Source organism: Nocardia terrae (assembly GCF_009760405.1).
In the GTDB taxonomy this organism is placed as follows: Bacteria; Actinomycetota; Actinomycetes; order Mycobacteriales; family Mycobacteriaceae; genus Nocardia; species Nocardia terrae.
This window is the reverse complement of the sequence record NZ_WRPP01000005.1, coordinates 312,901-333,770: the sequence shown is the minus strand read 5'-3', so window position 1 is coordinate 333,770 and position 20,870 is coordinate 312,901. Positions and strand designations below refer to the sequence as shown.

Below are 20,870 nucleotides of genomic sequence, written 5' to 3'. Positions count from 1 at the left end.
AACCGCGCCGCGGCAGAACAAGTGGTTGTGTGTCGAGAGGTTCGTCGAGTTTCGTGTAGTTCTGTGGCGGGTTGTAGAGCATGACGGTTTCTTTGTTCGGTTCATTTTCTGTTTTCGGCGGCTGGGGCCCGAAGGTCCCAATATATCCGAGGGTCGTCGCGAGTGACCGAATTGTCAAGTAACGCTTTAATATTCAAAGTGCCACTTGAAAGTCATTGCTCGACCGGCAAGTTATGCTTGATACAACCGTGGATCGAGAGTGGTGGGTCATGCGCGAGGTCAAGTTGGCGGCAACGCTCAAGCATCTCATCGACAATGGCGACTACCAGGGCAACCGCCGGCGCGTCAGCGCTGATCTCGGTATCACACCGGCCGCGCTGTCCCAGTACCTCAAGGGGCAGACCAGGCCCAGCGTGGAGAAGCTGGTGACCATCGCCGACCTCTTCGGAGTGTCGTTGGACTACTTGATGTTCGGCGAGGACAGCGTCGCCGGCTCCAGCGGGACCCTGGACTACGGCCCGATCGCCCGCTACATGGAAGCCGGTCTGGCCACGGCTCGCGCGGACGCCGCCGCGCAGTCGGCATTCGTGGCGAAGATCGGCGAAATAATCGCCGGACACATCGCAATAGCCGCGCAGAGCGCGGTGAAACGTCCGGCGACCTTCGCCGGAATGCTCGACCATTATCAAGCCCTCGAATTGGAGAGATTCAGCGAGGAGAGCATTGTCGTGGCCATGGATCTCAAGGAAGATCTGGTTGCGGTCGAGGGCGATATCGAACAGGGTGTGGCGGCGGGGCGCTTCTTCGATATCGTCGCGGAGAATCTATCCCGAAGGCGCGGTTATCATTTCGTCCTGTCGCCGGACATGCCGGATCGGGAGCTTCTCGTGCGCCAGTTCCGGACCCTGCTCCGGAGGCAACGGTTGAGCCCCGCCGATATCGAACGGTGCCGGTTCAGCGTCGCCGCCGAAAGCTTCTACGTCGGCTTCTGCCTGTTCAAGGTGGATGTCGCCGGCCTCCGCGCGCAGAGCCCGATTCTGTACAACTACATCGAGCAATACATCGGGAGCGGCGGCCGGATCGGCTACACCGAAGCACCGACCTCGGACCATTTCGCGGTCTCGCTGATGGACGAACGTCATCGATGGCTGGCGCAAAGAGCGTTGGGCGGGTTGATCCCGGAACTACCGGCATCGGCCGCTGCGGGGTAGTCACCCGGCCGTGACGGGCTAGTCTCGGAAGGCATGACGCACGCGCGTGATCGTCGGGGGAGACAATCGGCGGCGTACGACCCTGCCACGGTGCCGCTACCGCCGGCCGGGCGGTCCAGACCCCGCCCGCCCGCCGGTCGACGTCCACGCGAGAGCCTCGGGCGATCGCATCGGATGCTGCTGGCCGGGCGGGCGGCAATGGTTCTGGTGGCGGTGGCGGTGCTGGTCGCCACCGGGACGGCCTGGCGGCAGTATCACCGGGAACTGAACGGGCTCACGTTCGCCGGGGTCAGCCCGGAGGGGCCCAAATCCAGTGGTAAGACGCAGAACATTCTCATCATGGGGCTCGACAGCAGGCTCGACGAGCACGGCAATCCACTACCGCAGGACATGTACGACGCGCTGCACGCGGGGGACGACAGCGAGGGCGGGTTCAACTCCAATGTGCTGATCCTGGTGCACATTCCGGGTGACGGCTCCAAATCCACCGCCATCTCCATTCCCCGCGACGACTACGTCACCCTCGATCCCGCGTCGTGCGCCACCTCGCCGTGCAAGGGAAAGATCAAGCAGGCCTACGGTTTCGCCTACGCGCGGGCCAAGGACAAGCTCACCGCCGCCGGGGTCAAGGACGCGCTGGAACTCGATCAGCGATCGCGGGACGCGGGCCGGTTGGCCGAAAGCAACACCGTCACCAAGTTTCTGGGCAATGTCCCCGTCGACCATTTCGTCGAGGTCACGCTGGCCGCGTTCTTCCAGATCGCGCAGGCGGTGCAGCCGATCACGGTGTGCCTCAACGAGGACACCTCCGACAGCTACTCCGGCGCCAATTTCAAGAAGGGCAAGCAGCAGATCGACGCCTCGCAGGCCATGGCCTTCGTCCGCCAGCGCCGCGACCCGGATCAGCCGCTGTTCACCGATCTCGACCGCACCCGCCGTCAGCAGGCGTTCATCGTGTCGCTGCTGCGCCAACTGTCCGACAGCGGCACCCTGAGCAGTCCGAGCAAGCTGCGCAGCCTGCTCGACATCGCCAAGCAGAACACCGCCATCGACAAGAGCATGGATCCGCTGGCCTTCGCCCAACGCGCCTCCGCGCTGTTCAACGACGGAGCCTCCCTCTACACCCTGCCGGTCAAGGACTTCGGCACCGACGACGCGGGCGAGTCGATCAATATCGTCGACACCGACGAGATCCACGCCATCGTGCGGAACCTGCTCTCCACAGGCGATTCCGACACCACGACCACCACACCCGCGCCCACCACGACCACCGCGATCCCCGACGCCGCCGGAGTCGTGCTGAACGTGACCAACGGTTCCGGGCAGAACGGCCTGGCCGCCCAGGTTCAGGAGGTCCTCACCACCCGCGGATTCACCCGCGGCGCCACGAACACCGGCACACCCCGAGACACCACCCTGCTCACCTACGGCACCGGCGCCGAATCCGCCGCCACCGCCCTGGCCACCCAACTCGGCCTCACCGCCACCCCATCCACCAAGGTCGAGGACCAAACCATCCAGCTGACCCTCGGCGGCGACGCCCGCACCGGTCCCATCGCGAATCTCGTGGCCGACCAACCCGATTCGACCACAACCACCCCTCGGACCACCGCACCCAAGACCTCGACCACCCCACCCGCCCCCGTCTCGGCCACCGCTCCCGGCACCAATGCCCCCGCCGCCACCGACCTGTCCCAAATGGACACCGGCGGCATCCCTTGCGTCCGGTGAGTGCGGCGGCTCGGCGCAGGCGAACGCGAAGGCGGCGTCAACTCGGTTGCCGCCACACGGCAGGGATGTACAGCCCGACCCCCGGTACCGGGTCGTCACCCTCCAGATCCGCCGCGCGGTCGATCGGACCCGATGCGGCGCCGGAATTCTGATTGTGAGGGCGTTTGTGCAGCGGAGCTCTCGCGCCCGTGTCGGGCAAGGTAATCCACTGCGGGATAACCGCATTCGCGGGTGGCATCGGCCGGGCGGGCGTAGGTTCGTTGGTGCAGGCACTGGTTCGAGGGGCGCTCATGGACGATCCGCGGCGGTATGTCGTCATCGGCGGGGGATTGGCGGGGCTGGCGTCGGCGGTGTGGCTGGCCGAGGCGGGGAAGCGGGTCGTCCTGCTGGAGCGGCGCGGGCGGCTGGGTGGGCGTACGCATTCGCTCGAGGTCGCGCCGCTGCGCGATGTGCCCGATAACGGGCAGCATGTGATCGCCAGCGGGTACCAGCATCTGTTCCGATATCTGAACAGTGTCGGGACCCGGCAGTATGTGGCCTTTCCGCAGCGCGGTGCGCTGCGCTGGCCCGGCGGGCGCGTGGTCACCATGGGCACCAAGGGATTCCCCGCGGTCCGCGCGCTGTTCGGGGCGCATCCCGACGCGAGCAAGGCCGATCGGCTGCGCGCCGCGACGGCCACCCTGCGGCTCGGCTGGCAATGTCTGCGGCAGCCTGGCGATCTGGCCGATCTGACCACCGATCAGTGGCTGCGGCGGGTCGGCATGCCCGAGACCGCACGCGAGGCGCTGTGGGATTGGCTGGCGCTGGGCATCGCGGCCGAACCGGTGCGGCAGGAGTCGGCCAAGGTGTTCGCGGACGTGATGGCCACCGGAATCCGGCTGGGCGTCAGGCATTTGCGGCCGGTCACGATCGGTTATCCGACCACCGACCTCGACACGCTGTTCGTCTCGGGCGCGAAGCGGGTGTTCGACCGGCAGGGGGTGGAGGTGAAATACCGTGCGGTGGCGCGGCGCATCCGGATCGAGGACGGCGCGGTGACCGGGGTGGTCCTGGCCGACGGCGAGGTGGAACCGGCCGACGCGGTGGTGTGCGCGGTCCCCAACTCCTATATCGGCGGGCTGCTCGACGAGCTACCCGAGCACGACGAGATCTATTCGGCCGCCGACAAACTCGGCTACACCCCGATCGTCAGCACCAACCTCTACCTGGATCGCCCGCTCGGCACCCGGGCCGCGATGGAGGCCCTCATCGGCGGCGCGGGCGTCATCGACGAGGTGTTCGACCGGCAGCGCATGCACGGGCGCGGCACCCTCAACGGCTGGCTGTACTGCCTGACCACCAGCGGCGCCTACGAGCAGATCCACAAGCCGCACCACGAGGTGGTCGACGAGCAGATGGCGCTGCTGCGGCGCTACTACCCGGCCGCCGCGGAGGCGAAAGTGCTGCACGCGCAGGTGGTTCCGATGCCGCGCGCCACCTTTTCCCAGGTGGTCGGCACCGACGGCCTGCGGCCCGGGCAACGGACCTCGGTGCCCACCCTGGTGCTGGCCGGAGATTGGACCCGAACCGACTGGTCGGCCACCATGGAGAGTGCGGCCCAGAGCGCCGCGAAGGCCGTTGACCTGCTGCTCGCCCTGCCCGCCGCCCACCGGACGACCGACCGATCCGTGACCCGCTGACCAGCCAGTCGACCATCCGGTCTGATTACTCGCGTTCGGCTCGCACCGGCGGTTCCCGGAAGAAGTTCAGGATCAGCCGGGTGATATCGGCCAGGAACCGTTCACGCGGAATCGGCGGCCCGTCGAGCAGGTACCGGATGGTCAGATGCTCGACCACGCGCACCAGCATCCAGGCCGCGGCGTCGGCGTCCACATCCTCGGGAATCGGATACAACCCCATGGACAAGGTGACCCGGGCCAGCTCGCCGATCTGCTGCTCGAAGGCCGCCACCGGCGCGTCCGCCGACAGCCGCGGCGTCTGCTCGACGACGGCGCGCAGCAGTTCACGGTCATTGCCCAGCGCGTCCATGAGATCCGAGATGGTCTCCGGCACCGACACTTCCGGCGGCTTCCCGATATTCGACAGCACCCGCGCGCGAACACGCTCGGCCACCTCGCGGGTGTAGCGCTCGATCACCGCGGCGACCACCGCGTCCTTGTTCGGGAAGTACTGATACAGCGATCCGGGACTGATGTCCGCCGCCAGGGCAATGCGATTGGTGGAGGCGCCGTCGTAGCCGTGGGTGATGAGCACCCGCTGCCCGGCGTCGACGATGCGCGCCACCATGGCGCGCGAACGATCCTGCTGCGGAGTCCGGCGGGTCGGGATAGCAGGGGTTTTCGAGGTGCGGCGTTTCGATGTCATGGCGTTTCGGGGGAGATTCGGAATGCGAATTGAATGCGAGCAATTATTCGTGTCAGCGTTGGATCATGGTGTCACAGAGCGCAATGACGCGCGAGCCCCAGCACGACCCGATGCCGCTGGGACCGGACTCGCTGACCTGGAAGACCTTCGGATCGCTGTATTTCCTGCCCAGCGCGCTGTTCGTCGGCATGGTGCAGAACATGCATCCCGGACTGGGCGCGGGCGTCGAATTCCACTCCGAGATCCACGACGAGTTCTACCAGCGGATTCTGCGATCGCTGTATCCGATCTACGGGGTGGTGTTCGACGGCGAGCGCGCCGAGCGCACCGCCCGCGAGATCGTCGGATACCACCGCGACATCAAGGGCGTCGACGCGCGCGGCCGCCGCTACCACGCGCTCGACCCCGGCACCTTCTACTGGGCGCACGCGGTGTTCTTCGTGCAGAACCTGCGCGCGGCGGACCTGTTCATGGGCGGGTTGAGCGAGGCTGAGCGCGAACAACTCTGGCGCGAGCACTACCGCTGGTACGAGCTGTACGGCATGAGCATGCGGGTGGTGCCGACGAGTTGGCCCGCCTTCCAGCGCTATTGGCGCGACATGTGCCGCGACACCCTGGAACCGACCAAGGCGGCCCGCGATGTCTTCGACCTCGTCGACACCGTGCCCGTCCCGCCGTTCCCGCTGGTCCGGCAGCTGCCGAAACCCCTGTGGGAGCATCTGATCCGCCCCGCGGGCGGGCACTTCTACAAGTTCGTCACGATCGGGCTGTGTGATCCGGAGATCCGCCGCACCATGGGCTTCACCTGGACCGCCCGCGACCAGCGCCGCTTCGACCGCCTCTGCGCGACGCTGTCGGCCATGAACCGGGTGACGCCCGACGGTATCAAATACTTCTTCCCCCGCATTCACGCCGCCCGCCGTCGCGTGGCCGGAAAGCGCCCCGCCCGACTCGGTCCGCCCGAAGCGCCCGAAATGCTGTGGCCCGCAGCCGAACACCGCGCCGAGGGCAAGCACTACTGCCCGGTCCACGCCGATCGCGGCTCCGACTCCATCACCAGATTCCGCCAGCTGACAGGGTTTTGACGCCATGACGCAGGAACTCGCCGCCACCCGGCCGCACCCCTACGACTACTACTACCGTCCCGGTCTGCCACTGCGCCCGCCACCGCCGCGCGCGGTGCCCTCGGAACTGTGGTTCGAACCGCGAAAAGCCATGCTGGGACCGTGGATCGACGTGCGGCCCGAACCGGTCGACACCCCGCGCGCCCGGCTCATGGCCGATCACCTCTGGCAGGGCGACGAACCGATGGACGCGCTCGTCGCCGCCTTCGGCCGGCTCGGCTCCGCGGGCGGTCGGCGCATGCTGAACCAGGCCCTCGCCCACGGCATCGACAGCCTCGACGACCCGCCGCCCGAGCTGGTGAATCTCTTCGCCCTGCTGGACAATCCGCCCGACTGGTACGACCCCGACCTGTGGGAATACGGCCGCCGACTGTGGATCAACGTCTCCCTCGCCGGGAAGATGGCCATGGGCGTGCAGGATTTCATGGGTACCTTCGTCGGTGCGGAGGTCGCCTCGGCCGTCGGTCAGACGGGCCGCTTCGTCAAAGACCCCTACCGGCGCGGCCTCGAATCCTCGGTCTGGTTCCGCAGCGTCACCGCACCCCGTGCGCTCGAACGCCGCAACCCGACCTTCCATGACACCGTCCGAGTCCGCTTCATGCACGCCCAGGTCCGCGCCATGCTCCGCCGCACCTGGGGCGACGAGCATTTCGCGCGGCACGGCAATCCCATCTCGAATGCCACCACCATGGGCGCGGCCGTCACCTTCGGCCTGTCACCGATGTGCTTCGACCACGTGCACGGCCGCCGCCGCAGCACCCGGCAATTCGACGCGGTCATGCACTACTGGTCCTACATCGCCTACGTCTTCGGCGTCGCCGACGAACTCATCCCGCGCTCGGCCGCCGAGGGCATGGAACAGGCCGACTACATGGTCGCCACCGCGGGTGTGGCCCCGCAGTGGACCGCGATCATGGCCGGTGCCGCGACCCGCCGATTCACCGACTCCACCCCCGCGGGCCGAGTCCGGATGGCCGCCACCGCACCGCTGCTCGGCGCGCTGGCCTACTACAGCAGCGAACCTCTGGTCCGTACCCTGCTGGCCGACACCCCACTGAAATCGGTTCCCCTGCGGCCGTTCTCGCGACTCGTCGGCCTGGCCGCCACCGCCGAAGTCCGCGCCCGAACCCTCGACGACCACCTGCCCGGCGCCCGCGCCCGCATGATCCGCCGCGCCCGCGAGATCGACCCCATGTGGGACCGGAACACCCGTTTGGCCCGCTACCTGGCCGCCCGGGTCGGCATTCGCGGCACGCCTTTCGACCACCACGACGCTTCTGCCGAAGCGCCTCGCTGCGCGGTCTGAGACTTATGCCCCCTGGGTCCCCACAATGCTCAGGTAAATCACCATCAACGTGAACAGGAACCACCCCACGCCCTGCCAGATCGGCCACGCCCGTTCGGCCCGCCACGCCCGGAAGGCCAGCACCAGCGCTCCGATTCCCCCGGCGAGCAGAATCACGCCCGGCACCAGCCCGACCACCCCTCGTGAGGTGCCATCACACAACATCGACCCGGCATCCAGACACCGCGGCCGCGCCGAGGCCCACACGATGGTGATCACCGCACCCACCGTGGCGAGCCCGAGCACAGCCAGCACATAACGGGTCGCATGCCGCAACATCGACGGATCGTTCCACCGTTTCTCCACGTCATTGACCATGTCCACACCTCCTCACCACAGCCTTACCCGCGCCGGACCCGATACCACCATGGTCATCCCGTGCGGTCTGCTCCGCCACGCCGAACCGGCACCGAGGGACCGCGGTACCACCGAAAGGTTCTGCGCATGCATCTCGCGTGGCCGACCGTTCGATCGAAGCCGCGATCCCGGCGTTTCCGTCAGCGGGCGTCGGTGGCCAGGCCGATGCCCAGGCCGACGAGGACGGCGGCGAGGGCGCGTTCGATGCGGCGGCGGATGCCGGTGCGGCGCAGCCAGGTTCCGGCTCGGTCGGCGGCCAGGACGACGCCGACGCACCAGGCGGTGTCGATGAGCAGTTGGATCGCGGCCAGGATCAGGACCGTCGGCAGGACCGGGCCGGTGCCGGGTAGGAATTGCGGGAGGATGGTCAGCCCGAAGACGGCGGCCTTGGGGTTGGCGGCGATGGAGATCAGGGAGGCACGGAAGGCCGCGGCGGGTGTTCTGCCTCCGGGCAGCGCCTTGGTCAGGGCCGCGCCGAACGCGTCCTCGCCCCGGGCGCCGCGCCAGGCTTGGATTCCCAGCCACATCAGCACGATCGCGCCCAGCACGTGGATGCCGATGTTCAGGACGCGGTTGGCGACCAGTAGTGCCGACAGGCCCGCGCCGCCGGCGAGGGTCCAGCCGAACACCCCGATCTCATTGCCCGCCACCGCCGCCAGCCCCGCGGCCCGCCCGTCGCGTACCGACCGCTGCAGGAACAGCGCGGTGGCCGGACCGGGGATGGCGGCCAGGATCAAGCAGGCGAGAGTGAAGGCGGGCAGGACTTCGATCCAGTGCGGCATGGATCGATGCTGACACCGAACCACGGCCCGGGCCAGCGTAATTCGATTCCAGCCCCGACTTCGCACCCCCGACGCATGCCCGGGCGCAGGAATTCGTAGCGATCAAGATCAAGGAGCTGTAGGTGCGGAGTTTTGTCTGATTTCCCGCGCTGAGAGCTCCCTGATCTCGCTGCCCGCCGGGCGGCCTCAGGAGGTCGCGGTGTCGAGGAGGTAGTCCCGGCCGCCGACGTAGATCGTGTGGCCTCGCGCGGTGTCGGAGGTCGTGGCGTCGGCGACGGCGGTGGCGAATTCCTCGACGGTCGGCAGGTCGCCGTGGTCGCGGCGGGCGGTGACGGCCTCGGGGTCGCGGCGTTCCAGCAGGCGGACGATGATGGTGCCGTCGATCATGTCGCCGGAGACGACGGTGAAACCGATTCCGCGCTCGGCGAATTCGCCGCTCATGGCGCGCAGCGCGTCCTCGCCCGCCCGCTTGCTGGCGGCGATCGGGCCGTAGCCGGGCGGGACCTCGCGGGTGGCGCTGAAGTGGGCCTGGTGGCTGGTGACGAAGACCAGGCGGCCGCCCGCCGGGAAGTGAGGGAGGGCCAGACGGGTGAGGCGGGTCTGGGCGTCGCGGTTCAGCAGCATGGCGTAGTCGGGGGCGGCGTCGCGTTCCAGGCCGCCGGAGGCGTTGAGCACCAGCACGTCCAGGCGGCCGAAATCGGCGACGACGGAATCGATCAAGCCGCGGGCGCTGTCCGGGTCGGCGATGTCGGCGCCGGCCACCGAGGCGCTGCCGCCCGCCGCGATGATCTCCTCGGCGAGGGTTTCCGCGCGTTTGCGCTTCTCCCGGTAATTGATCACCACGTGGTCGCCGCGCCCCGCCAGCACCCGCGCGGTTTCCGCGCCGATGCCCCGGGAAGAGCCGGTGATCAGCACGATTCGCCGCTGTCCGCCCGGCTCGCCACCGCCCGTCGTCGCTGTCATTCCCATACCTCCGGCCCGCTCGAACGCTTCTGATTTAGAACCAATATGGTAGTTCGAAATGAGAAGCGCAAGTCAGCCCCCGCACGCGAACAGCCGCGCCGACAGCTCGGCGACCGCCCTGCTCGCCGCCATGGACCTGCTCGGCCAGCGCTGGATGCTGCGGATCGTCTGGGAACTCGAACCCGGCGCGCTCGGATTCCTGGAGCTGCGCCGCCGCATGGGCAATTGCTCCTCGAGCATGCTCTCGGTGCGCCTGCAACGCCTCGCCGAGGCGGGCGTGGTGGTCAAACGAGCCGACAAGTCCTACGAGTTGACCACCGCCGGAACGGAATTGGGCCGAGCCCTGGAACCGGTGTGGCGGTGGTCGGAGCGCTGGGCCGGTAACCTCGAGCGCGCCGGGGAAACCGACGACTCGTAGGAACGGTATGACTCGCAGGAACGGTCGGAAACGCAAGCTGCTCATCGGCGGTGCGCTCACGCTGGTGCTACTGACCCTGACCTGCGTCGGCCTGTACGTCCTGATGAATTCGCGCACCTACCAGGTGGCCGGACGGCTCGTGCCGCGCGTCGACACCGCCGACAAACTCGTCGCCCTCACCCTCGACGACGGTCCGAGCGAACGCACCCCCGAGATCCTGAAAACCCTTGCCGACGCGGGCATCCCGGCCACCTTCTACCTCATCGGCGGCGAACTGGCCGCCCACCCGGAGCAGGGCCGCGCGATCGCCGAGTCCGGCAACGAGATCGGCAACCACACGTACCACCATCAGCGCATGATCTTCGTGACCCCCGGCTTCGTGCGCGACGAGGTCGAGCGCACCGACGCCGAGATCGCGAAAACCGGCTACCGCGGCCCGATCACCTTTCGCCCGCCCAATGGCAAGAAGCTGTTCGCGCTGCCGTTCTACCTTTCCGACCACAACCGCACCACGGTCACCTGGGACGTCGAACCCGACTCCGGAAAGACGCCCACCACCGACGAGATCGTCGCCGAAACCCTGTCGAAGGTCCGCCCCGGCTCGATCATCCTGCTGCACGTCATGTACGCCACCGGCACCCCGTCGCTGGCCGCCATTCCCCGCATCGCCCGAGCCCTGAAGGATCGGGGCTACACCTTCGTCACGGTGTCCCAGCTGATTTCGCATTGACCGGAGAGGCGTCGCCGCCGGTGATGCCGCGCCGGATCTCTCCGGGCGAATGCTCGACGCGCATCATGTCGCGCGCGTGCGAGGAGTGCAGCTGCCACGGCACGCTGGTCACCATCACACCCGGCTCGAACAGCAGCCGCGCCTTCAGCCGCAGCGAACTCTGGTTGTGCAGCAGGTTCTCCCACCAGCGCCCGACCACGTACTCGGGGATGAAGACGCTCACCACGTCACGCGGTCGCGACTTGCGTTGGCGCTTGATCTCTTCCAGCACCGGCCGGGTGATCTCGCGATACGGCGATTCGATGACCTTGAGCGGAATACCGACGTGGTACTTGTCCCAGTCCTGGGCGAGTTGGCGGGTGTCGGCGTCGTCCACGTTCACCGTGACCGCGGTCAGTGTGTCGGGCCGGGTGGCCCGCGCGAACTGGACGGCCCGCTGGGTGGCCTTGTGCCAGCCCGAGACCAGCACCAGGGCGTGCACCCGGCCCGGCAGGGTCTCCAGGTCGTCGGGGTCGATGGTCAATTCGGCCCGCACCGAGGAGTAGTGCCGGTGGATCAGCCACATCACCGCGACCAGGATCGGGATGGCGATGACCACCAGGTACGCGCCGTGGGTGAACTTGGTGATCATGACGACCACCAGCACCACCCCGGTGAAGCACGCGCCGAAGGCATTGATCAAGCGCGCCCGGTGGATTCGCAATCGCTCCGAGGTGCCCTCGGCCCTGCGCAGTTCCTTGTTCCAATGCCGCACCATGCCCGTCTGGCACAGCGTGAACGAGGTGAACACACCCAGGATGTAGAGCTGGATGAGCCGCGTGGTGGACCCGTTGAAGGCGTAGATCAGCCCGCCCGCCACCACCGCGAGCAGGATGATGCCGTTGGAGAAGGCCAGCCGGTCGCCGCGGGTGTGCAGCTGCCGGGGCATGTAGCGGCGCTGCGCGAGGATCGAGTTCAGCAGCGGGAAGCCGTTGTAGGCGGTGTTGGCGGCCAGGATCAGGATCAGCGCCGTGGTCACCATCAGGTAGTAGAACGCCGGACTGTGCCCGCCGAACACCGCCGCCGAGATCTGCGCGATGACGGTCTTCTGCGCGTCGGTCCGGCAGTTGCCCTCGAATCCGATGAGATCGCAGGTGTTCTCGACCACCCGCGTCTTGGTGATCATGGCCAGCGCCGTCACCCCGGAGAACATGGCGATGGCGATGACGCCCATGGCCGTCATGGTGCGCGCGGCATTGAGCGCCTTGGGCTTGCGGAACGCCGGCACCCCGTTGGAGATGGCCTCCGCGCCGGTGAGCGCCGTACAGCCGGAGGAGAAGGCCCGCAGCAGCAGGAACGCCACGCCCGCGGTGGAGAGCCCGACCTGTTCGGCGTGGATCTGGTAGTGCGCGCTCTCGGCCACCGGCGTGTGCCCGAGCAGCGTCTGTCCCAGGCCGACGGCGACGAGCACGAAGACGCCGATGATGAACCCGTAGGTGGGAATCGCGAACGCCCGTCCCGATTCCCGTACCCCGCGCAGATTCATGGCGGTCAGAAAGACGATGAATCCGATATTGATGGCCACCCGATACGGATTCAGATCCGGTATCGCGGAAATGATGTTGTCCACTCCCGCGGCCACCGACACCGCGACGGTCATGACGTAGTCGACCAGCAGCGCCGCGGCCACTACCAGGCCCGGCAGCGCCCCGAGGTTCTCGGCCACCACCTCGTAGGACCCGCCGCCGGACGGATAGGCCTGCACCACCTGCCGATACGACAGCGCCACCACCGCCAGCAGCACCACGACCCCGCCCGCGACAATGGGCGTCAGATGCAGATACGCCAGCCCGCCGAGGGTGAGGATGAGCAGGATCTCCTGCGTGGCGTAGGCGACCGACGACAATGGGTCACTGGCGAAAATGGGCAGCGCGAGCCGCTTGGGCAGTAACGTCTCGCCGAGCCGATCGCTGCGAAACGGACGCCCGAGCACGAGTCGTTTGGCTACGTCGATCGGTGAAACCACGCTGGGGAGCCTAATGCGCGAAAACCGTATGAATCGGAACCCCATGCCGTATGGATTTCGTAAAGATACCTAAGAGTCCGGTGCTTCTTGTTGCGACTGTCGAGACTTGTGCAGTTGATCCAACAACCACCTAGACTGTCTGGGACGTGAACAAGATTGATGGAGGGTGACACGATGGGAGACCGGACGGTCGTCGCCGACGTTGCCGATGAGTTGGCGCGCCGCGTGGCATCCGGGGAGTACGAGCCCGGTGGTCTGATGCCGTCCGTCCGCCAGGTCGCCGACGAATTCGACCTCAATCGCGCGACGGCCCAATTGATTCTGGGCCGGCTGGAGTCCTACGGCTTCGTGGACGCCTACCGCGGCAAGGGATTCGTCATCCGGGATGTGCGTGCCGAAGGCGGCGTGGATGTGTACCGCCGGCTGTTCCGGCTGTCCATGCCGGCGCCGGAGATCGCCGCGGACATGTTCGGCAATATCGTCGACGAGGAACGCGGCATCGCGCTCGAGGCCCTGCTGGCCTACACCGGCAGCGACCGCGGCCTCGATCCGGCCGTCCTCAAGGACGCGATCGACGAACTGGAAGTCCTTGCGCGCGGCACGGATCCGGACCCGGGCAAGATGCTCGCGATCGAACTGGGACTGTTGCGGCGGCTGCTGACCGCGCTCGGGCACACGGTGCAGCGGGCCGTGCTCAACTCCATCGGCGAGATGGTCCTGGAGGTGCCGGAGGCGGTCGAGGCGTATTTCGCGGTCTCGCCGGATCTGCATGTGCTGGTGTGGCGGGCGCTGGTCGCGGTGTGGGAGTCCGACGGCGGGCCGAGTCAGGCGCAGCTGGCGTTGTTCGAGGATCTGTTCGGCATGTACCACCGCAAGGTGGTAGCCCGCTTCGAGGAACTGGTGGGCGTCGCCGGGCAGGAGTCCGACGAGATCGCCGGGCACGCGGCGACCGCCTGAGCTGATCCGGTCACACCCGTTTCAAATCAGACGGGTCGGTTTCGTCTCAGACAACCCCACTGGACAGAAATTTACTGTCCGATCACCGCATTCATGATGGTGCCCGCGCTCGTCGCCACGATCCCGCCGACGAGCGCGCCGGCCACCTGCTTGGGCGCGGTGACCGCGCCGCCGCTCCACTTCTCCCAGGCGAAGCGACCGCCCGCGTAGGTGATCGCGAGTATCCCGGAGAGCAGCACGAACCAGGTGAAATAGCGGACCAGCTTGAGTAGCTTGTCGGCCACCGGCGGCTGCTCGGGCGTGGGGTTGAAGATCTGTGCGTGTTGGATCTGGATCAGCAGTTCGTGGGTGGCTGTCAGAATCATCTCGGCGCTTTCCACGTGTGGGCTCTTCTCCATCCGGAGTACCCGCCCCACCCGCTGACACGCAAGGGCTTGGTGCGCAGGGGAACTCGAATGTCGCGCAAGCCGCCTTACGCGGAAGGCGCGAACGCAAGGTTGCGGACGGCGCGCCCTCAGTCCACGTCGTTGTCGGCCGACAGATACGCTACGGCCGCCAGGTACTGCCGGCAGGCGAAGTGCTGGTCGTGCGCGCGGAGGATGGCGCGGGCCTGGCGGTAGGTGAGCGATCGCGGCTCGATCTCGCAGTCAGCGGAGCTGTCTGCCGCGGAATCGGTGGAACGGACGAGCATCTGCGTCATTGGATGCCTCTGGCCGATGAGGGTGGATGGTGCACCGAGTTTAGGGTTCCGGATCGTGCAGATGCAAGCACATCTGCACGCTCGCAATCGGTGTCGAGCGGCGATTCCGGCGTCACGTGACTTTTCGGACAGCAGCTTCGGGGCTAATCGGGCGAAGGGGACCGACGGGCCGGGTTTGTCTGGAATTCTTCGCAACTTCGCTCGGCCTTTGCGCAAACCAAGATCAAATATGTTGTGTTGCAAAGGATATGCCGACTCCGAGCCATCGATACCGGGCTATCTGCGTGCTATCGTCGTGCTTGCGGTTGCAACTGTAAGTACACCTGATCGAACATTTGCAAGTACTGGGACCACCGTCTGCGGGCGGTACTGGCAAGGAGTCGGAAATGACTGAAATCTCGGCAACCCCGATCGATCGTTCTAATCTGTTGTGGCGCAAGAGCACCTTCAGCAACCCCAGTGGTAACTGCGTCGAGCTCGCCCCCCTCGCCGACGGGCAGGTGGCGGTGCGCAACTCCCGCGACCCGGAGGGGTCGCTGATCGTTTACACCCGGCCGGAGATCGACGCGTTCCTGCGAGGCGCGAAGAGCGGAGAATTCGACGACCTCGCGCGCTGAGCGGTAGCATTGGCAATCGGCGCGGTGGTTCGCGACAGACGGTTGTGAGTCCACTGACGGCAAACCCGAGCATCGGAGTGGACCCCATGATCGCAGAACCCGTTGCCCACGATCGGGCGGATTCCGCTGTCGCCGAACGTGGCCCGACTGCACTGCGTATCGCGGTCGGCAGCCAACTACGGAAGCTGAGGGAACTCAGCGGTATTACGCGGGAAGCCGCGGGTGAACACATCCGCGGGTCCCATGCCAAGATCAGTCGCCTCGAACTCGGGCGAACCGGATTCAAGGAGCGTGACATCCGGGATCTGTTGTCGCTGTACGGCGTAACGGATCCCGGCGAGTTCGAGCAGTTCCTGGATCTGGTTCGCAAGGCGAACCAACCGGGATGGTGGCATCGCTACAGCGACCTGCTCCCACCCTGGTTCGAAACCTATCTAGGTCTCGAGCACGCGGCGAAATCCATTCGCACCTAATGAGGGGCAACTCGTCCCGGGTCTGCTGCAAACCCCGGACTACGCCCGCTCGGTCGTGGCCCTCGGGCACGACGCGGATGGAGAGCGCCGCGTCTCGCTGCGCCGGCGCCGCCAGGAGCTACTCACCCGCGACGGCGCGCCGAGTTTCTGGGCCGTGCTCGACGAGGCGGTGCTGCACCGTCCCGTGGGCGGTCCGGGTGTGCTGCGCGGTCAGATCGAGCACCTCATCGACATGTCCAAGCTGCCGAACGTAACCATCCAGCTGCTGCCGTACGCGGCGGGAGGGCATGCGGCAGCCGGCAGTTCGTTCACCATGCTGCGCTTCGCCGAACCGGAACTTCCGGACATCGTGTATCTGGAGCAGTTGACCAGCGCGCTGTACCTGGATCGTCGCCAGGATCTGGAGCTGTACCGCCAGGTCATGGATCAGCTGAGTGTCCAGGCCGAGCCGCCGGAACGTTCCCGCAAAGAACTAGCGAGGATAGCCGAGAGCCTCGACTAGAGGTCTCCACACATGGATAAGGGGCCCCTCGCGGGGCCCCTGTCAGCGTGCCGCCGACCGGACGAGTCGGCCTGCGGCACGGCCGGATTCGGTTACTGCCTGATGAAGCTGGAGGCGATGCGCCAGAACGCCTCCGGTTGCATGGAATGCAGATCCCAATCGTTCACCATGGCATGCGCCGTGGTGACGATCCGCTCGATGTCGAAATCATACCGAGTGGCCGCTCCAGTGGATTCGACCTGGCGGATGACGAAAGCGGTTGCCGTCTCGCGTGAATAGGTTTGCTCCGGCTGACTTCTGTCGGCAAACCCGAGTCGGCTGAGGTTGATTGGCTGATTCATTCGAACGCCCCTGACGCCAGGCCGACGGCTAACCGTGGGCGAAGAATCGCCGGTGATTCACCGCTCGGCTCTCTGGTTGTCCCCTTATTGGTGCCTTGCACGACGAGTCTATGACCGTGCATTGCGCAGATGCAAGTACATCTGCAACATCGAATTCGCAGCGTCAGAGCACTTTTCGGGATGCTATGAGTTTGCGAAACAAGGGTTGGCAAAAGGTTGCATTCGGCACGGACGAGGCCGTCAGGGGCTGTCTTGGTATTTCCGATCGAAACTTCCAGGGGGACCCGACTGTTCCGCTTTTTCCAGGAATTAGCGGAAGATCAAATTGGGCCGTGACACTCTTCGCCGCCGGCGGGGACACGCCTCAAATCCGGTCCTGACGGGCCGAGTCCCGCCGCTTGGCGGCTTTGACCCGGCGATGTTCGATGATCATGAGGCCGATTCCGAAACGCAGACAGAGCACACTCGCGAGCGCGGACAGCGCGCACCAGGTCAGTGATCCGTAGCCGGCGGTCGTCAAAGTCAGTGCGATCGCGACGATTCCGGCAGCGGCCAGAATCGGTCCGGGCAGATTGCGGGTGTCAGCGCAGGCGTTCGGAGCGACAGGCATCCTCGCTGTCCTTTCTCCGGGGTAATGCGGGTACCGATTACAGCCGGGTACCCGAGCGGGTACATACGAATCACACGGCTGTAGAGCCTTGTTCACAACGGCCGTCACTGACGCCCAGATCGTCCAGGAGGCCGAGAAACGCGCGCGCGTAGGGTGAGGCCCCCGTTTCGGCCCGCACGCGCCCCCAATCGATCTGTGCGCGCAATTCCCGGGCGATGTGCAGCAGGCGGGTGAAATCGAGCCGGTGCGGATCGGCCACGATGAGTTCGTCCACCAGGAAGTCGGCCACGGTGACCACCGGTGCGGCCGTGGAACCGAGGAGCAACGCGTCCGCGCGGTCCAGCAGTTCGTCGGTGACCGGACGGTAGTTGGGCCGGGACACCAGATCGACTCGAATGTCGTGGTCGTAGAGCGTGGTTCGCTCCGGGTCGGCGATCGGCAGCGGCGGCCGCAGCCCGGCCGCGGCCAATGCGCTCAGCCCGCGCGCCAGATCGGCGGGCCGCACCAGCACGTCCACCTCCGAGTGCACCTCGGTCACCGGCCCGCCGCGCGCGTACATCGCGTAGTCGCCGGTGAGGGCGCACGGAATGTCGTTGTCGCGCAGGACGTGCAGGGTGCGGGTGACGGTGTCGAGCAGCCGGTCGATGGCGCGGGCCATACCCCTGGCGTACCCGTGATCGGGCGGGCTAATCCGGGAGCGCGCGTTCGGCCGCGGCCGCCAGGCCCGCCGCCTCCATGCGGACGTAGCGTTCGGTGCGTCGTCCGGTGAGCGCGCGCACCAGCGGCGCGAGCGCGCCGGACTGGTCGATGGCCAGCGTGATCCGGGTGCCGCCCTCGGGCGTCGGATCCAGGCGGTGGCCGGCCACGGTGCGAATGCCGGGCGAGGCCGCGGCCCAGGTGAATTCGACGCCCTCGCGGAAGTCGGTGATCGTCCAGACCAAGGCGGGCATGCCGGGCTGTTTTATCCGCACCCGGCTGCCGGGGCCGAGCGGTCCGGAGTCCAGGGGTTCCACCGTGGTCATCGACGCGGTCCAGTGCGGCCAGTCGGTCACGGCGGTGAGTGCGGTCCAGGTGCGGACGCGGTCCGCGGTGGTTTCGCTGGTCACCTCCAACACTTCGTCATAATACGACTCAGCGTCCTGGCACGACCCGGCCAGCGGACCCTGGATTGAAACGGGTTTCACGAATGTGTTAGCTCTGGAAACAGTGGATTGATCAACCAGAGTGGACGGGAGCCGGTGCCGTGGAAGCAGTGCCCGCGTATTTCGACGAGGTGGACGGCGGGTTCTTCCCCACTCCGCACGCGGCCAGCGAATGGTCCAAGGCGCAGGTCGTCGGCCCGGCCCTGACGGGCCTGCTGGCCCGCGAGCTCGAACGCGAACACGCCACCGACGGTTTCGTGCCGGTGCGCCTGACCGTCGACCTGTTCAGCGCGGCCCGCTTCGAGCACACCACCACGCCGACCGTGCGGGTGCGCGACGGCCGCCGGATCCGCGTCGCGGACGTGAGCGTGGTGCAGGGCGGGAAGATCGCCGCGCGGGCCTCGGCGGTGCTGCTGCAGCCCGACCAGCAGCCGCCCGGCGAGCTCTGGCACCGCGAACGCGAACCGCAGCCGCCGTCGCTCGAGCTCGCGCCGCCCTCCCTGCTGCCGCAGGTGCCGCTGTTCAACAGCGGCGAGGACTCGCCGGTATGGAACTCGGTGCCCACCGAGCACGAGAACAACCGCCGGAAGCGCACTTGGCAGAACCCGATTCGCGTGGTGAGCGGCGAGGAGCTGACCCCGTTCGTGCGGGTCGCGGTGGTGGCCGAGGCGACCAGCATGATGACCAACTGGGGCGACAAGGGCATCGGGTTCATCAATACCGATATGACGCTGGGCCTTTCGCGGCAGCCGGTGGGTACCGAGATCGGCGTCGAGGCCGACAGCCACTTCAGCGAGCACGGCATGGCCGTCGGCGTGGCGACCCTGTTCGACCGGAGCGGGTCCTTCGGCAGCGCCATGGTGACCTCGCTGTCCAACGCGGGACGCCAGATCAGCAATGCCCAACTCGACATGGTGATGCGCCGACGGAGCTGATTTGCGCCCGTTTGGGCACGGACCGGTCTCGATGTGGCTTCGAACGCGCGAGTCCGGAGTGTCGGACAGGTCTGTCACCGTAGGCTCGGGCGCGCGAGAGATGAGGAGCTGCCCGAACCGCCGACAATCTGATCCGTGGGGGTGTTGTGCTGCGTCGCCTGCGAAATATCGCCGGTGCCTTGATGATCGGATGCTGCGCGATCGTCGGTTACGGGGCCGCACCGGGATTCGCGCAACCACCCGACACCGGCTCGCCGATTCCGCCCGGCCCGCCGGGCATTTCGCTCTACGACATCCAACGCTGGATCGACCAGGTGATCCCCGCTCCCGCGCTCACGCCCGCGCCCGAGCACTCGGGACTGGTCGACACCGCCGAGCTGACACCGGATCTGGCCGCGCTGCGGGCCGCGGCCATGCCCGCCGCCATCGGTGACTCCTTCGTCGACGACTGGCCCGACGGGCTCGAGGGCTACGACCCGGGCGGCATCGTCTCGGTCCGGGACGTATCGGCCACGGCCGCACTTCCTCTGATCGTGCCGGTGCGGCAGGTGCTGCAGTTGAAATACCGCACCAACGACTCTCACGACGAGCCGTCCTACGGCATCGCCACTCTGGTACTGCCGCTGGGTGATTGGACCGGGCCGGGGGAGCGCCCGGTGGTCGTGAACAATCTGCCCATCGACGCGCTGGGCCGCGACTGCAACCCCAGTTACACCATGGCGCACGGTTTCTCGCGCGCCTCGAACTTCACCGGGTACATCCTGCCCACCACCCAGCTGGCGCTGTTGCGCGGCTACGCGGTGCTGATCACCGATCACGAGGGTCCGCGCATGGCCTACGCGGACCCCGTCGTGGCCGGGCACGCCATCCTGGACGCCATTCGCGCCGTGCGCTATCAGCTGCCGGATGAGCTGGGGGACAGCAAGTTCGGCATGATCGGCTACTCCGGCGGCGCCATCGCCACCAACGGTGCGGTGAAGCTGATGTCGGAATACGCCCCCGAGCTTTCCGACGCGGTGGTCGGCGCGGCCCTGGGCGGTGTGCCCGCCGATTTCAGCCTGCTGGCGCACAGCATGAACGCCAACCTGGCCTCGGGCGTCTTCATGGGCGCGGTCTTCGGCATCGGTCGCGAACGCCCCGAAATCCTGGCCCGCATGAACCATCTCGCGCAATGGGCCGCGGTGTCGTTCCTCAACAGCCAGTGCGGCGAGATCTTCGCGGTGCCGGGCCTGCTGCAACTGCCGATAGACCTGGCCGCCAATATCCCGGACCCGCTCGACAGCGATCTGGCCAAGGACATCTATGCCGTGACTCGCATGGACGGCAAGAAATCGCCGGTGCCGCTGTTCATCTACAACGGCGACCAGGAGTTCTGGGTCCCGGCGATCGGCGCCGAGAACCTCTACAAGGAGCAGTGCTCGCTGGGCGTGCCCGCGGTGTATCGCCACGTGCTGGGCGAGCACTTCATCGGCGCGGTCACCGGCTTCCCGGAATCGCTGACCTGGCTGGACCAGCGATTACGAGGCGTGCCCGCGCCCAACGAATGTTGAACGCGGGCAACCG

The 20,870-nt window shown here is 67.0% G+C and carries 22 protein-coding genes and 1 pseudogene; 12 read left to right on the top strand and 11 right to left on the bottom strand.

The genetic code is table 11. From position 1 onward, the window contains the following. The first annotated feature begins 215 nt into the window (after positions 1-215). The 3 genes from GPX89_RS25640 to hpnE all read left to right on the top strand — a co-directional run bounded on the left by GPX89_RS25640 (position 216) and on the right by hpnE (position 4,621). The gene (locus GPX89_RS25640; protein ID WP_157390209.1) at positions 216-1,211 is read left to right on the top strand and encodes a helix-turn-helix domain-containing protein; all 996 of its coding nucleotides are present in this window, start codon (positions 216-218) and stop codon (positions 1,209-1,211) included. 174 nt (positions 1,212-1,385) lie between these two features. Next, the gene (locus tag GPX89_RS25635) at positions 1,386-2,942 is read left to right on the top strand and encodes an LCP family protein (RefSeq protein ID WP_235947999.1); all 1,557 of its coding nucleotides are present in this window, start codon (positions 1,386-1,388) and stop codon (positions 2,940-2,942) included. A 290-nt stretch (positions 2,943-3,232) separates the two neighbouring features. Further along, the gene (gene hpnE, locus GPX89_RS25630; RefSeq protein WP_157390638.1) at positions 3,233-4,621 is read left to right on the top strand and encodes a hydroxysqualene dehydroxylase HpnE; all 1,389 of its coding nucleotides are present in this window, start codon (positions 3,233-3,235) and stop codon (positions 4,619-4,621) included. 25 nt (positions 4,622-4,646) lie between these two features. On the opposite strand, the gene GPX89_RS25625 is transcribed toward hpnE, so the two are convergent. Continuing rightward, positions 4,647-5,306: a TetR/AcrR family transcriptional regulator gene (locus tag GPX89_RS25625; RefSeq protein WP_235947997.1), complete on the bottom strand. Its 660-nt coding sequence runs from the start codon at positions 5,304-5,306 to the stop codon at positions 4,647-4,649. A 65-nt stretch (positions 5,307-5,371) separates the two neighbouring features. Here GPX89_RS25625 and GPX89_RS25620 point away from each other — a divergent pair, with 65 nt between their 5' ends. After that, on the top strand, positions 5,372-6,391 hold the full coding sequence (locus GPX89_RS25620) for an oxygenase MpaB family protein (RefSeq protein WP_157390207.1): 1,020 nt from the start codon (positions 5,372-5,374) through the stop codon (positions 6,389-6,391). A gap of 4 nt (positions 6,392-6,395) precedes the next feature. Next, complete coding sequence (locus GPX89_RS25615; protein WP_157390206.1) at positions 6,396-7,736, top strand: oxygenase MpaB family protein; 1,341 nt, start codon at positions 6,396-6,398, stop codon at positions 7,734-7,736. Between the two features lie 3 nt (positions 7,737-7,739). Here the strand turns inward: GPX89_RS25615 and GPX89_RS25610 are convergent, their stop codons facing one another. The 3 genes from GPX89_RS25610 to GPX89_RS25600 form a co-directional block, all read right to left on the bottom strand. Then, positions 7,740-8,093 (bottom strand): hypothetical protein, encoded by a 354-nt coding sequence (locus tag GPX89_RS25610; RefSeq protein WP_157390205.1) that lies wholly within the window; start codon positions 8,091-8,093, stop codon positions 7,740-7,742. A gap of 179 nt (positions 8,094-8,272) precedes the next feature. Further along, positions 8,273-8,914 carry a LysE family translocator gene (locus tag GPX89_RS25605; RefSeq protein WP_157390204.1) on the bottom strand — a complete coding sequence of 214 codons (642 nt, stop codon included), beginning with the start codon at positions 8,912-8,914 and terminating at the stop codon, positions 8,273-8,275. Positions 8,915-9,100: 186 nt separating this feature from the next. Then, positions 9,101-9,877: an SDR family oxidoreductase gene (locus GPX89_RS25600; RefSeq protein WP_157390203.1), complete on the bottom strand. Its 777-nt coding sequence runs from the start codon at positions 9,875-9,877 to the stop codon at positions 9,101-9,103. A gap of 58 nt (positions 9,878-9,935) precedes the next feature. On the opposite strand from GPX89_RS25600, the gene GPX89_RS25595 reads away from it, so the two are divergent. Then, positions 9,936-10,295, top strand: a complete 360-nt coding sequence (locus GPX89_RS25595; protein WP_235947995.1) for a winged helix-turn-helix transcriptional regulator — start codon at positions 9,936-9,938, stop codon at positions 10,293-10,295. A 7-nt stretch (positions 10,296-10,302) separates the two neighbouring features. After that, positions 10,303-11,025 (top strand): polysaccharide deacetylase family protein, encoded by a 723-nt coding sequence (locus GPX89_RS25590; RefSeq protein WP_157390202.1) that lies wholly within the window; start codon positions 10,303-10,305, stop codon positions 11,023-11,025. Here the strand turns inward: GPX89_RS25590 and GPX89_RS25585 are convergent. After that, complete coding sequence (locus GPX89_RS25585) at positions 10,997-13,030, bottom strand: APC family permease (protein WP_328602318.1); 2,034 nt, start codon at positions 13,028-13,030, stop codon at positions 10,997-10,999. The two genes, GPX89_RS25590 and GPX89_RS25585, sit on opposite strands and share 29 nt — an antisense overlap. A gap of 174 nt (positions 13,031-13,204) precedes the next feature. Between GPX89_RS25585 and GPX89_RS25580 the strand changes: the two genes are divergently transcribed. Then, positions 13,205-13,987: a GntR family transcriptional regulator gene (locus tag GPX89_RS25580; protein WP_157390200.1), complete on the top strand. Its 783-nt coding sequence runs from the start codon at positions 13,205-13,207 to the stop codon at positions 13,985-13,987. Positions 13,988-14,058: 71 nt separating this feature from the next. Here GPX89_RS25580 and GPX89_RS25575 read toward each other — a convergent pair whose 3' ends face one another. Both GPX89_RS25575 and GPX89_RS43940 read right to left on the bottom strand, forming a co-directional pair. Beyond that, positions 14,059-14,352 (bottom strand): hypothetical protein, encoded by a 294-nt coding sequence (locus GPX89_RS25575; RefSeq protein ID WP_157390635.1) that lies wholly within the window; start codon positions 14,350-14,352, stop codon positions 14,059-14,061. 149 nt (positions 14,353-14,501) lie between these two features. Further along, positions 14,502-14,678 (bottom strand): hypothetical protein, encoded by a 177-nt coding sequence (locus tag GPX89_RS43940; protein ID WP_207710602.1) that lies wholly within the window; start codon positions 14,676-14,678, stop codon positions 14,502-14,504. Positions 14,679-15,073: 395 nt separating this feature from the next. Between GPX89_RS43940 and GPX89_RS25570 the strand changes: the two genes are divergently transcribed. Both GPX89_RS25570 and GPX89_RS25565 read left to right on the top strand, forming a co-directional pair. Then, complete coding sequence (locus tag GPX89_RS25570) at positions 15,074-15,304, top strand: DUF397 domain-containing protein (RefSeq protein ID WP_157390199.1); 231 nt, start codon at positions 15,074-15,076, stop codon at positions 15,302-15,304. Between the two features lie 86 nt (positions 15,305-15,390). Further along, positions 15,391-16,279, top strand: a pseudogene (locus GPX89_RS25565) (helix-turn-helix domain-containing protein). A 92-nt stretch (positions 16,280-16,371) separates the two neighbouring features. Here GPX89_RS25565 and GPX89_RS25560 read toward each other — a convergent pair. The 4 genes from GPX89_RS25560 to GPX89_RS25545 all read right to left on the bottom strand — a co-directional run bounded on the left by GPX89_RS25560 (position 16,372) and on the right by GPX89_RS25545 (position 18,345). Next, the gene (locus tag GPX89_RS25560; RefSeq protein WP_157390198.1) at positions 16,372-16,620 is read right to left on the bottom strand and encodes a hypothetical protein; all 249 of its coding nucleotides are present in this window, start codon (positions 16,618-16,620) and stop codon (positions 16,372-16,374) included. A gap of 364 nt (positions 16,621-16,984) precedes the next feature. After that, complete coding sequence (locus GPX89_RS25555; protein WP_157390197.1) at positions 16,985-17,230, bottom strand: hypothetical protein; 246 nt, start codon at positions 17,228-17,230, stop codon at positions 16,985-16,987. Between the two features lie 70 nt (positions 17,231-17,300). Next, positions 17,301-17,888, bottom strand: coding sequence for a hypothetical protein (locus tag GPX89_RS25550; protein ID WP_157390196.1), 588 nt, complete (start codon positions 17,886-17,888; stop codon positions 17,301-17,303). A gap of 28 nt (positions 17,889-17,916) precedes the next feature. Beyond that, entirely contained in the window at positions 17,917-18,345 is a 429-nt protein-coding gene (locus tag GPX89_RS25545) for an SRPBCC family protein (protein ID WP_198347589.1), read from the bottom strand. Positions 18,346-18,473: 128 nt separating this feature from the next. Here GPX89_RS25545 and GPX89_RS25540 point away from each other — a divergent pair, with 128 nt between their 5' ends. Then, positions 18,474-19,307: an acyl-CoA thioesterase domain-containing protein gene (locus GPX89_RS25540; protein ID WP_328602317.1), complete on the top strand. Its 834-nt coding sequence runs from the start codon at positions 18,474-18,476 to the stop codon at positions 19,305-19,307. Between the two features lie 146 nt (positions 19,308-19,453). After that, positions 19,454-20,857, top strand: a complete 1,404-nt coding sequence (locus GPX89_RS25535) for a lipase family protein (protein ID WP_328602316.1) — start codon at positions 19,454-19,456, stop codon at positions 20,855-20,857. Positions 20,858-20,870: the final 13 nt, after the last annotated feature.

Coding starts and splice junctions, on each gene's coding strand:
- GPX89_RS25620 (WP_157390207.1), top strand. CDS start 5,372: ATGGTGTCACAGAGCGCAATGACGCGCGAGCCCCAGCACGACCCGATG.
- hpnE (WP_157390638.1), top strand. CDS start 3,233: ATGGACGATCCGCGGCGGTATGTCGTCATCGGCGGGGGATTGGCGGGG.
- GPX89_RS25575 (WP_157390635.1), bottom strand. CDS start 14,352: ATGATTCTGACAGCCACCCACGAACTGCTGATCCAGATCCAACACGCA.
- GPX89_RS25600 (WP_157390203.1), bottom strand. CDS start 9,877: ATGACAGCGACGACGGGCGGTGGCGAGCCGGGCGGACAGCGGCGAATC.
- GPX89_RS25550 (WP_157390196.1), bottom strand. CDS start 17,888: ATGGCCCGCGCCATCGACCGGCTGCTCGACACCGTCACCCGCACCCTG.
- GPX89_RS25590 (WP_157390202.1), top strand. CDS start 10,303: ATGACTCGCAGGAACGGTCGGAAACGCAAGCTGCTCATCGGCGGTGCG.
- GPX89_RS25635 (WP_235947999.1), top strand. CDS start 1,386: ATGCTGCTGGCCGGGCGGGCGGCAATGGTTCTGGTGGCGGTGGCGGTG.
- GPX89_RS25625 (WP_235947997.1), bottom strand. CDS start 5,306: ATGACATCGAAACGCCGCACCTCGAAAACCCCTGCTATCCCGACCCGC.
- GPX89_RS25560 (WP_157390198.1), bottom strand. CDS start 16,620: ATGAATCAGCCAATCAACCTCAGCCGACTCGGGTTTGCCGACAGAAGT.
- GPX89_RS25570 (WP_157390199.1), top strand. CDS start 15,074: ATGACTGAAATCTCGGCAACCCCGATCGATCGTTCTAATCTGTTGTGG.
- GPX89_RS43940 (WP_207710602.1), bottom strand. CDS start 14,678: ATGCTCGTCCGTTCCACCGATTCCGCGGCAGACAGCTCCGCTGACTGC.
- GPX89_RS25605 (WP_157390204.1), bottom strand. CDS start 8,914: ATGCCGCACTGGATCGAAGTCCTGCCCGCCTTCACTCTCGCCTGCTTG.
- GPX89_RS25580 (WP_157390200.1), top strand. CDS start 13,205: ATGGGAGACCGGACGGTCGTCGCCGACGTTGCCGATGAGTTGGCGCGC.
- GPX89_RS25555 (WP_157390197.1), bottom strand. CDS start 17,230: ATGCCTGTCGCTCCGAACGCCTGCGCTGACACCCGCAATCTGCCCGGA.
- GPX89_RS25615 (WP_157390206.1), top strand. CDS start 6,396: ATGACGCAGGAACTCGCCGCCACCCGGCCGCACCCCTACGACTACTAC.
- GPX89_RS25610 (WP_157390205.1), bottom strand. CDS start 8,093: ATGGTCAATGACGTGGAGAAACGGTGGAACGATCCGTCGATGTTGCGG.
- GPX89_RS25595 (WP_235947995.1), top strand. CDS start 9,936: ATGAGAAGCGCAAGTCAGCCCCCGCACGCGAACAGCCGCGCCGACAGC.